The following is a 12607-nucleotide window of genomic DNA, read 5'->3' as shown; positions in this document are numbered from 1 at the left end:
GGGGTAAGGACACCCAGCCGCCACAAAAGGGGGAACCGGCGTGCGGGGTGTGAGCACCTCGTCCGGGCGCATCAAAAATCAGGGGAAAAGTCTTTGAGGGTCGGCGCCTACGGGCCGGGGGTGGCTTGGGGCGCCGAGGGCGGCGGCCTACGAGCGGAGGGCTCATGGCGCCGGGTCCAGATGTAACGACCGGCGGGCCGGGGTCATTCCGGGGGTGGCCCATCCACCGGCACCCACAAGGAAGCGGTGACCGGGCGGTCGTTCGTAGGGACCGTAACGACCGGGCGGAGCCAAGCATTCCAACCCCGGGGGCTCAGCGTTCCAACCCGGGGCTCAGCGCTCCAACCCGGGGGTCGGCGCTCCAAGCCCGAGGCGCGGGGTGGCGGGCCGTGGTGCTGCGATCGTCAGGGTATGTAACGACCCCGGGCCGGCCATGATTCCAGGCCACGGGTGCGACCGGTCACAACCCAGAGGCGGCCGGGACCGGACAAACCACCCAGACAACCCAGCGAGCGGCGCCTCAGACACCCACCACGGGCATGATCCACTCCATATCGCCGATGTCGCGGCATCACAGACCCCGGAAACCCCCACATCGCCGATGTCGTGTCGATCATGAACCCGTCAGCCACGCCGGCGCGGGTCATAAGCGGACAAAGGTGGGGGAATCACCCGGCGCGGGGGTGATCGATCGCGGCTAGCGCTCGTCGGGGGCCCACGAGCCGCTCCGGTAGAGGGTGCCGCGACCGGCCGGGTCGGGCATACCGTCCAACGGGGCCGACTCAGGGCTGGGCGGTTCGGGGGTGCGGGCGGCACGACGGGCTCGCAGCACGCGGGACCCGACGAACCAGGCTCCCGCCGCCACGCAGACCACGATCACCACTTTCTGGAGTGTGCCGACGTACCCCTCGACGAGGTGCCAGTTGTCGCCGAGCAGGTAGCCGGCGAGCACGAACGTGGTGTTCCAGATCAGGCTGCCCAGCGTGGTGTAGAGCAGGAACGTGCGCACCGGCATGCGCTCCACCCCGGCTGGGATGGAGATCAGGCTCCGGAAGATCGGGATCATCCGGCCGAAGAAAACGGCCTTCACGCCGTGCCGGAGGAACCACGCCTCGGTCCGGTCCACGTCGCTGAGCTTCACCAGCGGAAGCCGGGCCACGATGGCGCGCATCCGGTCGCGGCCCAGTGACGCGCCGATCAGGTAGAGCGCCAGCGCACCCACCACCGAACCCAGCGTCGTCCAGAAGATCGCACCCACCAGACTTATCCGGCCCTGCGCGGCGACGAACCCGGCCAGCGGCAGGATCACCTCGCTGGGGATCGGCGGGAACAGGTTCTCCAGCGCCACCGCCAGGCCGGCACCCGGCCCGCCGAGCCGTTCCACCAGGTCGCTGACGTAGCCGACGATGCCATCCTGGGGCGGTTCGGCCGCAGCGGTGGGGGTTCCGGTGGCGAGCACGGCGTGGGACGTTCGAATCATGCGCACACCGTACGAAGTGATCCTGAGAGAAGACCATCCGGCCGCACGGGTCGACGACACCCGCAGCCCGCTGCGGCTCGCGGTGGCGCAGCCGCCGTGCGTACCCCTGGAGGTCGCGGAGAACGCGCGGGCGCACGCCGACGCGGTCCGCGCGGCGCGCGCCCGGGTGGTCGTCTTTCCGGAGCTGTCATTGACGGGGTACGAGGTGGAAGCCCCGGTCGTGCCGATTGATGACGCCCGGTTGGCGCCGCTGGTCGAGGCGTGTGCCGAGATGGGCACCCTGGCCCTGGCTGGTGCACCGGTCGCCGGTGACCACATCGCGACGCTGGCCGTGACCGGCGACGGTGTGACGGTGGCGTACCGGAAGATGTGGCTGGGCGACGCGGAGGCCCGCCGGTTCCGGCCGGGCGACGCGCCGACTGTGCTCGAAGTGGACGGATGGCGGGTGGGATTGGCGATCTGCAAGGACACCGGCGTCGCCGCGCACGCGGCGCGGACCGCCGCACTGGGGATCGACGTGTACGTGGCCGGCGTGCTGGAGTCGGCACGCGACGCCGCCGTGACGGACGAGCGGGCACAGCGGATCGCCACGACGCACCGGGTCTGGGTGGCGATGGCGAGCTTCGCTGGGTCGACCGGCGGTGGTTACACCGAGGCGGCCGGACGGTCGGCCGTCTGGTCGCCCCAGGGTGACGTCCTCGCCCAGGCGGGCACCGAGCCGGGCGACCTGACCCGGGCCCGCATCAGCTGACGGCTCCGGCCGGGGTCGCGGCGGTGCGTCATCTCCTTCGGCTGAACAGGTCGGCCGCCATCCGCGATGAGCGGTGGTTGGGCTCGACTCCTTCGACCAGGAGCGCCTCGCCAGCGAGGTGCCTTGTCCGCCGTCATGATGCTCCGTTCGTCAGGGTCGGTCGGGTCTCCGGGTGGTTACGCCGTTGGGACGCGGTCCAGGAAACCCAGAACCTGCGTCAACCGTCCGTCCTCATCGGTCGTCGCGACGTCGAAGCCTACGATCGGCGCCTCGACGTCGTCCGGTCCGAGCTCCCAGGTGAAACGGACCTGGTTGTGGTGACCGTCGACCGGTCCGGCCAACCGGAACGTCATGCCGGGAAACTGGTTCCGCACGGCGGCGATCGTCGCGTCGATCGCCTCCGGGCCCTCGGCGACCGTCAGTGGGTCGACGTAGCGGCCCTCGGCGGCCCACAGGTTGTTGATGCCCTGGAGCCGCCGCACCGGGTCGCTCTCGTTCCACAGTGCGATGTACCGCTCGGCCAGTTCGTTGAAGCTGGTAGCCATGGATCTCTCCTTGTCCGCTGGGGCGTTGGCGCCTCTGGAACAAATGATCTCGGCATCCTTGCGCGCTGTCGATTACGTGGCAGGTAATGGCCGGTGTGCCGGTGCGGTCAGCTCGACCTGTTGATCGAGGCGGGTGCGTCGGCCCGGCCTCTGAGGTTCGTGGAGCGGTGGCACTCGGGGATGTCGTATGCCCCAGGCAGGATCGGCGTCATGGACGCACCTCCCTCCCGACTGTCCGTTGTCACCCTGGGCACACGCGACATGGGCCTGCTGCGATCGTTCTACCGGTCGTTGGGCTGGCCCGAGTCGCCGGGCAGCGACGACGGCTGGTCCGCTTTCCTGCTCGGCGGCGTTCTACTGGCGCTCTTTCCGCTGCCGGAGTTGGCCGCTGAGGCGGCGCCCGGCGTGCCGGACCCGGCCGGTGGCTGGTCCGGCGTCACCCTCGCCTGCAACGTCGACACCCCGCAAGAGGTCGACGTGGCCTTCGCCGCGGCGGTCGCGGCGGGCGCGACCGTGGTGGCCGAGCCAACCGACCGGTCCTGGGGTGGGCGCTCGGGCTACATCGCCGATCCCGAGGGCAACCGCTGGGAGTTCGCGTGGGCGGGCACGGCCCGCTTTGACGAGCGCGGTGCCCTGATTTCCTTCGGTTGAGTGCCGTCGTGGTGGTTGCCCCTGGTCGCTGACCTTGGAATCCTTTGGCCATGACTTCTTTCCCGGCGACCTTCGCCATCGACGTCATCGGTGAATCCGCGAAGGTGCAGTGTGAGGCGTTCATCGACGAGCACCGCAGCGCGCTCAACGGCTACCTGGACGGGCTGACCGAGGAGCAGGCGCGCCGGTCGTTGGTGCCCAGCCGGACGACGCTGCTGGGTCTGGTGAAGCACGCCACGTTCGTCGAGAAGGTGTGGTTCGACGAGGCCGTCTCCTGCCGGCCCCGTTCGGAGATCGGCATCCCGGGGACGCCGGACGAGTCGTTCATCCTCAACGACGGCGACACGATCGCCAGTGTCCAGCGGGAACACCGCGAGGCGTGTGCGGCATCGCGCCGCGCGACGGCCTCCCTGGGGCTGGACGACGTGCTGCGCGGCAACCGGCGGGGCCCGCTGCCGTTGCGCTGGGTGTACCTGCACACGCTGCGCGAGTTGGCCCAGCACTGCGGGCACGCGGAGATCCTGCGCGAGCAACTCGTGGCCGCCGAATAGCCTCGCCACATGCCCGGCCTGATCGCGCCCACCGTCCGCCTGCACGCCGCCTGGCTGGCGGCGCACGACGAGTGGGGCGGCGTCCTCGAGGGCAGTCGGGACACTGAACTCGGCCCGGCACGGCGGTACTGGATCACGCTTTAGCCCACCGGCCGATGTCGCCGAAACGACGTAGCGTCCAACGGGCCGGCGGCCAACCGCCGGGGTCGTGGTCAGTGGTCCATTCGGTGATCGAGGCCGGGGGCACGTCCAGGTCGAACGCCCGAAAGATCGGCTGCGCGGCGAGCGCGTGGAACGCGCCCTCGACGGTCTCGCTGTGGCCGACCAGGACCACGGTGGCGCCTCGGTGCCGGTGTGCGATCTCCATGATCGCGCGGCTGACGCGGACCACCAGTTCGGCCCAGCTCTCGTTGCCCTCCTCGAAGGGCCGGAACACTCCCCCACCAGCTACCGCGTGTTCCGTGCGGAAGCGGGTGGTCGGCAGGCCGTCGGCGTACGGGGGTGTGTGCCAGGTGCACAGGCCACAGTCGGCCACGGGTCGTACGCCGAACGCCGCGCCGATCGGTTGCGCGGTCTCGACAGCCCTGCGCAGCACGGACGAGTAGACCGCCACTGGTCTGTCGCCAGCAATTTCACCGGTCAGTCGGTTGGCCAGATCGTGTGCCTGCTCGTGGCCGAGGGCGGTGAGGCCCTGACAACCACGTGGCCCACCCACGATTCCTTCGAGCTGGTGGAGCGACTCGCCATGTCGCACGAAGATCAGACGTGTCCGCATCGGGACATCATGCCAGCGACATCGACGGGGATATCAGTCGTCCGTACGGCCGGTGGAAAAGCTGCTCGCCTGAGAGAGCAGAGCGTCGAGCTGGGCGCCCGTCCGCGCTGGTAGTCGGTCGCGTTGCACCAGCTCGGCGATGCGTTCGCGCAGGTCGGCGACGTTCTTGGCCCGATCCTTGGTGCGCCGGTTCAGGTCAGCGAGGTCGTCGCGCAGATCTTCGGCGGTCTTCCGCTCGACGGTGCCGCGGGCGACCGCCGCGGTGAGGACGGCGTCGAACTCGCTGGTCACCTCCCGGAGGCTGACCGGCACCTGCTGCCCGACGGTCGACGGCGCGGTGCTGTTGCCAGGCGACGGCGAGGACGGTGCCGTCGGCGTCGGCGATTGCGTGGTGGGTGCGGGCGCCGGGGCGGACGTCGACGGCGGGGCGGCGATCTGAGGCGTTTCGGGTGCGCCCGGCGTGCCGAGGTAGCCCTGGGTGAGCAGTGCGCCGAGGCCGACCAGCACGGCGAGACCGGACGCGACCAGCACGGCGAGGGGCCGGCGGGACCGGCGGCTGGCCGGCTCGGCGGCAACCGGGACGGGGCGTCCCGCCGAGCGGTCGATCAGGGTGGGAGGGTGGGCCGCCGGCAGGATGCGCAGCAGCTCGGTGGGCGGCTCGACCGGCTGGCCGGCGCCGAAGCGGCGGGCCAGGTGCGCGGCGCTCGGCCGGTCGGCCGGGTTGGCGGCCAGGCAGGCGACGGTCAGCTCGGCGATGTCGGCGGGCAGGCCGGGCACCCGCAGCGGCGGCACCGGGATGCCGCGCCGGTGCACCTCCAGAGCGTCCTCCCAGCTCTGCACGGGCAGCGGTGCCTGCCCGGTGAGGGTGCGGTAGAGCAGCGCGCCGAGGGCGTACACGTCGCTGGCCGGGTCGGGCGGGCCGGCGGCGAGGCGCTCCGGGGCGAAGTAGGCGGGCGTGCCCATCAGCGGCTCGCCGGACTGACTGTCGAGCCCGCCGAGCGCGGCGATGCCGAAGTCGAGCACCTTGGCGCCGGTGTCGGTCAGCATGACGTTGCCCGGTTTGACGTCGCGGTGCACGACGCCGATGCGGTGCGCGGCGGCCAGTGCGGCCGCGATCTGCCCGGCCACCCGGACCGCCTCCGGCCAGGGCAGCGGCCCGGAGCGCAGCCGGTCGGCCAGGTTGTGCCCCTCGACCAGCTCCATCACCAGGTACGGCACCACGACGCCGCCGGCCAGGGTCGCCTCGGCATAGTCGTACACCTGGGTCACGTGCGGGTGGGTCAGCCGGGCGGCCGCGCGGGCCTCGCGTCGGATGGTGGCCCGCAGGTGCGGGTCGGCGGCGAGCTGCCCGGCGAGCACCTTGACGGCGACCGGCCGGCCGAGGACCTCGTCGTCGGCGCGCCACACCTCGGACATGCCGCCGAGACCGATCCGCTCGTGCAGTACGTAGCGGTCGTGGAGACGGAGAGTGGGCGTGAACGGCGACATGGCTTCACCAGTCTGCCTGGCCGCGTCCCACTCGACCACCCGCGGCGCCCGGTCCTTACCGGCTCATCCCCTGCGTACCGAAATGGCCGGTAGCGCGGGGGGCTCCGGGCCTCGCGGGCCGGTCAGGAGCAGCGCGGGGTGGCCGGCAGCGGTCGCGGCTGGATCCGGTCGGCGAGCCGACGCAGGGCGACGGCGGTGACCTGCCGGGTCGGGGCGAGCAGCGCGCGGCGGGTCCGCTCGGCCTGGACCGGGGCGTCCGGTCGGGCCGAGTTGACGTGCCGGTTCATCGCGTCGAGAGCAGTGACGTACCCGGTTGGGAATTCCATGGTCAACTCCTTGGGACAGGTCCGGTGGAGGCCCGGACGACGAGTGCGGTGGGCAGCAGCACATGACCGGCCGCAGCATCCACAGGTGGGTCGAGCAGCAGCTCGGCGGCGATCCGGCCCTTCTCTTCGGCCGGTTGCCGGACGGTGGTGAGATTGGCCGCAGCGGCCTCGGGGATGTCGTCGAAGCCGGTCACCGAGACCGGCGGGCGCTCGCCAGCGGGGCGGCGGGCCAGCGCGTCGAGCACCCCGAGGGCCAGGACGTCGGAGCCCGCCAGCACGGCGGTCGGCGGCGTGGGCCGGTCGAGCAGCCCGGCGACGGCCTCGGCCCCGGCCGCCCGGCTGTTGCCCGCGGCGTTGACCAGGGTCAGCTCGGCCCAGTCGACACCGACCTCGGCGAACGCGTCGGCGAACCCGGCGAGTCGGCCGCGGGTGGTGGGGTGCGCCACCTGGTCGACCCCGGGAAGGGTCAGGGGGCCGCCTGGCGCGTCGGGCAGCACCGCGTCGGCGAGCAGTGCCACCCGGCGGTGGCCGAGGCCGGCGACGTGCGCCGCGACGCTGTGGGCTGCCGCACGCTCGTCGATGCCGACGAACCGGTCGTCGAGACCGGCGTCGTCGCGGACGGCGGTGGTGACAAATGGCAGCCCACGCTCCCGGATCACCTCCACAGCCCAGCTCTCGTCGGCGGCGCAGTAGACGCAGAAGCCGTCGACGGCGGCGTTCTCCACCGCCTGCCGGGCGTCGGTCTGGGCCGGCGGCAGCGGCACCAGCAACATGCTGGTGCCGTGCCGCTCGGCCGCGCCGGCGACCCCGGCCAGGAAGCGGACCGCGAAGGGGTCGGTGAAGGCGTACGACATCTGCGAGGTGAACAGCACCCCGATCGAGCCGACGAAGCCGCGCCGCAGGGAGCGGGCGGTGGGATTGGGGCCCGGGTAGCCGAGCTGGCGGGCCGCGTCGAGGATTCGCGTCCGCAGCGCGGCGGAGAGCTGGTCCGGACGGCTGTAGGCGTTGGAAACGGTGCTGCGGGAGACACCGACGGCGTCCGCGACGGCTTGCAGTGTTGGCTTCACCCGGCACCTCTCTGTATCGATCTAGACTGAATCGATACAGAGACTAGCGCGACGAGTCGGCGTCGGTCAATACGAACGTCCGAACCTTCAGGGCACCAGCACCAGACGACCCCGCAGGCCCCCGGCGGCCACCCGCTCGTGCGCCGCCGCCACCTCGGTCATCGGCAGCCGCTCGGCCAACCGCAGGCTGAGCTGCCCGCCGTCGACCAGCGCGGACAACTCGGCCAGCTGGCCGCCGTCGGCGCAGACCTCCTGAACGACGACCCTGGTGGCCCGCAACGGCGGCGGGGCGAACGGCGCCACCAGCGCGACAAAGGTTCCCCCGCCCCGCAACGCCTCATGCGCGGCGACGCCGATGACCGCCGCGTCGATCACCGCGTCCACCCCGCCCGGAACCATCGTGCGCACCGCCGCGCCCAGCCGGTCGGTACGCGCCACGAACCAGTCCGCGCCCAGCCCACGCACCAACTCCTCGTCCCGCGGGTCGGCCACCGCGACGGTCCGGACACCGCGCAGCGCCGCCAGTTCGAGCAGCAGGCCACCCACTCCACCAGCTGCCCCCGTGACCAGCAGCGTCCGCCCGGCGTCCAGACCGGCGAGGGCGAGTGAACGGACGGCCGTGAGACCGATCAGCGGCAGCGTCGCCGCCAACTCCGAGGCGACCGTACGCGGAGCCGGTGCGACAGCACCCTCGTCGAGCACCACCCACTCGGCCTGTGCGCCCGGCGCGGAGAGCAGGTCACGTAGCCCGATCACCTCGTCACCCACCGCGAACCGCCGGATCCCCGGGCCGACCGCATCCACCTCCCCCGCGACGTCCCACCCGAGCGCCACGACGGGCAGCGGCGGCAGCAGCCCGGCCGCGCTCAACGCGCCGCTGCGGGTGGACAGGTCGATCCGGTTGACGGCAGCGGCGGCGACCCGCACCCGCAACTGCCCGAATCCCGGCTCCGGCCGGGGCATCTCGGCGATCTCCAGGACCTCGGGGCCGCCGAACCGGCGCACGATCACAGCTCTCATGCCAGCGACGCTAGGAGCGCTAGTCTCCGGCGGGAAGGAGGCACCTTCGGGTGCCCTGGGTACCCGGGAGGTACACGATGGCCACCATGACCGCCGGCGAACGCCGCGAGCAGGAACGGCGCCGGTACAACGCGTTCCTCGCCGAGTGCCCGGGCCACGAACTGCTGGCGACGCTCAGCGACAAGTGGCTGACCCTGGTGGTGAGCGCACTGGCCGACGGGCCGCTGCGGCACAGCGAGCTGGCCCGTACCGTGGCCGGGGCCAGCCAGAAGATGCTCACCCAGACGCTCCGCAAGCTGGAGCGTGACGGCCTGGTGAGCCGATCGGTGACCCCAGGCGTGCCGGCCCGGGTCGACTACCGGCTGACGCCGCTGGCCGAGAGCCTGCTGCCGGTGCAGCGGGCCATCAAGGCGTGGGCCGAGACGCACATCGCCGAGGTGCACGAGGCGCGCGAACGGTACGACGCGTCGGGCTCCTGACGTGGGCCGGGGCCAACCTCAGGGCAGCCGGGCGACCCCGCCGTACATGCTCACCTCGACCACACGAAGTGCAGGACAGCGACCAGCATGAGCCCGACCGGCTGCGACAGGTCGATCGCTCGCCGCCCCGGTTGGCGATCACACTGCGTAGACGTCCTCCAGCAGCTTGCTAAGGATCTCCCGGGTGCGCTCCGGCGGCTCGGCCTCGACGCAGAGCCGTTCCATCGCCACGGCGTAGTAGTCGAGGTCGTCGCGCTTGTCCAGGTAGATGGCGCTGGTGAGCTGTTCGATGTAGACGATGTCGGGCAACTCCTGGTCACCGAAGCGCAGGATGGTGAAGGCGCCACCGGCGGCCGCGTGGCCACCGGCGGCGAACGGGATGACCTGAAGTCGGATGTTGGGCCACGTGGTCGCCTCGATGAGCGTCGCAAGCTGGCCGCGCATCACCTCGGCGCCGCCGATCGGGCGGCGCAGCGCCGCTTCGTCCACCACGGCCCAGAGCTGCGGCGGGTCGTCTCGGCGGAACAACTGCTGGCGCTGCATCCGCAGCGCCACCCGGCGATCGATCTCCGCCGCACCGGCCGTCCCGTGCCCGAGCAGGACGACCGCGCGGGCGTACTCGCGGGTCTGCAACAGGCCCGGTACGAATTGCACCTCGTAGCTGCGGATCAGCGCGGCCGCCGCCTCCAGGCCCAGGTAGGACTGGAACCAGGTGGGCAGGACGTCGCCGTAGCGGTGCCACCAGCCGGGGCTGTTGGCGTCGCGGGCGAGCTTGAGCAGCGCCTCGCGCTCCTGCCCGTCGGTGACTCCGTAGAGGGTGAGCAGATCGGACACGTCGCGTTCCTTGAAGCCGACCCGACCCAGCTCCATCCGGCTGATCTTCGACTCGGAGGACCGGATCTCCCAGCCGGCACCTTCGCGGGTCACCCCGCTGGATTCCCGCAGCCGGCGCAGTTGCGCACCGAGCAGTATGCGCAGCACCGTTGGCCCGGTTGTCGGGCCGCCCTCGGCGGGAACCATCGTCACGTGCGGACCTCCGGATACCGACCACGTGGTCGGGCACCCAGCCCGGCCGACGTGTAAGCATGCCATGGACCGACAGTGAGGTGAACTCCTCCGGACCGGTGAATCAGTCCCGCCGGGACGGCCCGCGGGAACGGTCAGTTGATCAGGTCATCGAAGTCGCCGTCGCGGGCGCCGAGCACGAACGCGGCGATCTCGTCCACTGTGTAGATCAGCGCCGGGCCCTCGGGATGTCGCGAGTTGCGGACCGCGATGCCGGCTCCACCCGGCAGTTCGGCGAGTTCGACGCAGTTGCCGCTGGGGTTGCTGCGGCGACTCTTCTGCCAGCTCAACGGTGGCAACTGATGGATCGGAACGCCATTGGGTGGCTGCTGCATGAGAGGCGTCTTTCTGCTCACGAGCCCGCCGGTGCCCGTGGGAGGAGCGGTGACGGCGAGGGTGCGTATCGACATCGGACTGTTCTGCACGTGCATCTGCTATTGCATCTGCACCGGACGGCGAGCATGATAACGCACGTGATCGGTGCTTATCCGTTCACTTTGCGTTACCCCGATTGGGGCAACCAGCAGGGAAAACTGGGCCCGACGCGGCACGCGCGCCGCGTCGACCGACGCCTGGAGGCGGTCGCGGCGATGGGAGGTCTCGTGCCGGATCCGATGAGTGTCGCCTCCGGCATCTGTGCGGCGGGAGCGCTGTTGTCCTCCTGGCAACTGCGTCGACGGGCGCTGCAGGCCGAGTCCGAGATCGCGCACCTCCAAGCCGAACTCGCCGCCGAACGGCATGCCGCCAGCCACGACCCGCTCACCGGGCTGCCCAACCGGCGCGCCTTCTACCGCCTCGCGGCCACCCTGCTCACCGACGCGGCCGGCCAGCCGTTGATCGCCATCGTGCTCGACCTCGACGACTTCAAGCAGATCAACGACCGGTACGGGCACGCCGCCGGCGACCAGGTGCTGATCAGCGTCGCCGACAGGCTGGCGGGCTTCGCCGGGGACAACCTCGTCGCCCGCCTCGGCGGTGACGAGTTCGCCGGTCTGCTCGCCAGCCCGACCATCGACCGGCGCTGGATAGAGCACGCCACCCGACGGCTCAGCGAGACCGTCGCCGCACCGATCCGGCTGAGCGGGTGCAGCGTCCGGGTGACAGCCTCCGTCGGGCTCGCGCCGGTGACCGGCCCGGCCCAACTCAGCGACGCGCTCAGCCGCGCCGACGCGGCGATGTACCAGGCGAAGAGCCTTTCCGGCCCCCGGTCGCCCCGGCAGCTCATCGACAGCGTCCGCTTGGCGGAGTGCTGACCGACCGTCCACGCGGGCTCACCGCAACTGAACCGCGACGGCCGGCACCGTCGGCGCCACACCCAGCGGGCTCGCGGCGGCACTCCTCGCCGGCCGCACCGGCGCTCAGGGCGGCCGACGCTCAGGGCCGCCGGTCGAGGGCGCGCAGCGCCACGTCGGCGAGGGTGACCAGGCCGACCGGCGACACCAGTCCCCGCACGATCCGGGCCGCCGTCGCCCGGTCGGCGGCGCTCGCGGCGAGGTCCAACGCCTGGCGGGTCCAGTCGCTGAGGTCGTCGAGCGCGCGCACCGCGAGGAACCAGGCCAGACGGGTCGCCTCGACGTCGTACGGGCCGTAGCCGGCGAGCGCGGCCTTCTCCAACTCGGCGGTGATCGGCGCGAACGCGAGCACCCCGCCGACCACGAACATCAGGTCACACTCGGGTGGGGCGAGAACCGCGTCGTCCCAGTCGATCAGCCAGACCTGGCCGCCCGGGCCGAGCAGAAGGTTGCCCAGGTGCGGATCGCCGTGGCAGACCACCGCCGCGGGCCGTGGCCGGTCGCGCTGCTCGGCGGCGAGGCGCTCGACCTCGCGGATCAGGGTGGACACCCGGTCGGCCGCCGCGGACCAGCTCGCGACCACTTCGTCGACCAGCGGATCACCGGGGTCGGCCGGGCCGCGCAGCCGCTCGGCCACGTCCCGGGTCGCGGTCACGATCGAGGGGTACGCCGCGCCACCCGCCGGCAGCAGGCGTGCCAACTCCTCGGTCACCGGCACCGCGTGTACGGCGGCCAGCACCTCGCCGTACGCGCGCCAGTGCGCCTCGGTCATCGGACCGTCGAGCGCACGCTGGTCGGAGACCCACGGCACCACCGAAAGCCGGCGGCCGTCGCGGTCGCCGCAGAGTCGGCCGTCGAGGGTCCGCAGCGGCGCCGCAATGCCGGGTACGCGCTGCGCGGCCAGATACGCCGTCACGACCAGCCCCGCTGGCGTGCCGCCCCCGCTGAGCTTGACCGCGTACCGTGCGCCGTCGGACGCCCGGGCCAGCCACAGCCGTGCGTGCTGGTCCGCTCCGTGGCTCACCTCGTCCATCGCGGACACGACGAGGCCGAAGTCGGCACGGACCCAGTCGGCGACCTGCCGCGGCACGTCCTCGATCATGCGGACACTGTGCCA

The 12607-nt window shown here is 71.9% G+C and carries 16 protein-coding genes; 6 read left to right on the top strand and 10 right to left on the bottom strand.

The annotated features are described in order from the left end of the window. Positions 1–697: 697 nt before the first annotated feature. Positions 698–1480, bottom strand: a complete 783-nt coding sequence (locus ABZS37_RS28235; protein WP_355173871.1) for a DedA family protein — start codon at positions 1478–1480, stop codon at positions 698–700. On the opposite strand from ABZS37_RS28235, the gene ABZS37_RS28230 reads away from it, so the two are divergent. Beyond that, positions 1479–2231 carry a carbon-nitrogen hydrolase family protein gene (locus tag ABZS37_RS28230; RefSeq protein ID WP_355173869.1) on the top strand — a complete coding sequence of 251 codons (753 nt, stop codon included), beginning with the start codon at positions 1479–1481 and terminating at the stop codon, positions 2229–2231. The two genes, ABZS37_RS28235 and ABZS37_RS28230, sit on opposite strands and share 2 nt — an antisense overlap. 176 nt (positions 2232–2407) lie before the next feature. Here ABZS37_RS28230 and ABZS37_RS28225 read toward each other — a convergent pair whose 3' ends face one another. Next, a complete protein-coding gene (locus tag ABZS37_RS28225) occupies positions 2408–2776 on the bottom strand; it encodes a nuclear transport factor 2 family protein (protein ID WP_355173867.1) in 369 nt (122 codons plus the stop codon). A 210-nt stretch (positions 2777–2986) separates the two neighbouring features. Here ABZS37_RS28225 and ABZS37_RS28220 point away from each other — a divergent pair, with 210 nt between their 5' ends. From ABZS37_RS28220 to ABZS37_RS28210, 3 genes are read left to right on the top strand one after another with little or no spacing between them, the layout of a single operon-like run. Further along, positions 2987–3427: a VOC family protein gene (locus ABZS37_RS28220; RefSeq protein ID WP_355173865.1), complete on the top strand. Its 441-nt coding sequence runs from the start codon at positions 2987–2989 to the stop codon at positions 3425–3427. A 50-nt stretch (positions 3428–3477) separates the two neighbouring features. Continuing rightward, positions 3478–3978, top strand: a complete 501-nt coding sequence (locus tag ABZS37_RS28215; protein WP_355173863.1) for a DinB family protein — start codon at positions 3478–3480, stop codon at positions 3976–3978. Positions 3979–3987: 9 nt separating this feature from the next. Next, positions 3988–4122 (top strand): hypothetical protein, encoded by a 135-nt coding sequence (locus tag ABZS37_RS28210; protein WP_355173861.1) that lies wholly within the window; start codon positions 3988–3990, stop codon positions 4120–4122. Here ABZS37_RS28210 and ABZS37_RS28205 read toward each other — a convergent pair. The 5 genes from ABZS37_RS28205 to ABZS37_RS28185 form a co-directional block, all read right to left on the bottom strand. Next, positions 4112–4753: a histidine phosphatase family protein gene (locus ABZS37_RS28205; protein WP_355173859.1), complete on the bottom strand. Its 642-nt coding sequence runs from the start codon at positions 4751–4753 to the stop codon at positions 4112–4114. The two genes, ABZS37_RS28210 and ABZS37_RS28205, sit on opposite strands and share 11 nt — an antisense overlap. A gap of 33 nt (positions 4754–4786) precedes the next feature. Continuing rightward, the gene (locus tag ABZS37_RS28200; protein ID WP_355173857.1) at positions 4787–6241 is read right to left on the bottom strand and encodes a protein kinase; all 1455 of its coding nucleotides are present in this window, start codon (positions 6239–6241) and stop codon (positions 4787–4789) included. Between the two features lie 122 nt (positions 6242–6363). Continuing rightward, complete coding sequence (locus ABZS37_RS28195; protein ID WP_355173855.1) at positions 6364–6567, bottom strand: hypothetical protein; 204 nt, start codon at positions 6565–6567, stop codon at positions 6364–6366. A 2-nt stretch (positions 6568–6569) separates the two neighbouring features. After that, positions 6570–7634 carry a LacI family DNA-binding transcriptional regulator gene (locus ABZS37_RS28190; protein ID WP_355173853.1) on the bottom strand — a complete coding sequence of 355 codons (1065 nt, stop codon included), beginning with the start codon at positions 7632–7634 and terminating at the stop codon, positions 6570–6572. An 87-nt stretch (positions 7635–7721) separates the two neighbouring features. After that, positions 7722–8654, bottom strand: coding sequence for an NADP-dependent oxidoreductase (locus tag ABZS37_RS28185; RefSeq protein WP_355173851.1), 933 nt, complete (start codon positions 8652–8654; stop codon positions 7722–7724). 77 nt (positions 8655–8731) lie between these two features. On the opposite strand from ABZS37_RS28185, the gene ABZS37_RS28180 reads away from it, so the two are divergent. Then, complete coding sequence (locus ABZS37_RS28180) at positions 8732–9133, top strand: helix-turn-helix domain-containing protein (protein WP_355173849.1); 402 nt, start codon at positions 8732–8734, stop codon at positions 9131–9133. A gap of 138 nt (positions 9134–9271) precedes the next feature. Here ABZS37_RS28180 and ABZS37_RS28175 read toward each other — a convergent pair whose 3' ends face one another. Continuing rightward, the gene (locus ABZS37_RS28175) at positions 9272–10159 is read right to left on the bottom strand and encodes a helix-turn-helix transcriptional regulator (protein ID WP_355173847.1); all 888 of its coding nucleotides are present in this window, start codon (positions 10157–10159) and stop codon (positions 9272–9274) included. Positions 10160–10293: 134 nt separating this feature from the next. Continuing rightward, positions 10294–10533, bottom strand: a complete 240-nt coding sequence (locus ABZS37_RS28170) for a DUF397 domain-containing protein (RefSeq protein WP_354997636.1) — start codon at positions 10531–10533, stop codon at positions 10294–10296. A gap of 267 nt (positions 10534–10800) precedes the next feature. On the opposite strand from ABZS37_RS28170, the gene ABZS37_RS28165 reads away from it, so the two are divergent. Further along, on the top strand, positions 10801–11451 hold the full coding sequence (locus tag ABZS37_RS28165) for a GGDEF domain-containing protein (RefSeq protein ID WP_355173845.1): 651 nt from the start codon (positions 10801–10803) through the stop codon (positions 11449–11451). Between the two features lie 121 nt (positions 11452–11572). Here ABZS37_RS28165 and ABZS37_RS28160 read toward each other — a convergent pair whose 3' ends face one another. Continuing rightward, on the bottom strand, positions 11573–12592 hold the full coding sequence (locus ABZS37_RS28160; protein WP_355173843.1) for a phosphotransferase: 1020 nt from the start codon (positions 12590–12592) through the stop codon (positions 11573–11575). Positions 12593–12607 lie beyond the last annotated feature (15 nt).

Source organism: Micromonospora sp. NPDC005413 (assembly GCF_040606435.1).
Taxonomy (GTDB): Bacteria; Actinomycetota; Actinomycetes; order Mycobacteriales; family Micromonosporaceae; genus Micromonospora.
The sequence above is the reverse complement of the archived record's forward strand: the minus strand, read 5'-3'. Positions and strand labels throughout refer to the sequence as shown.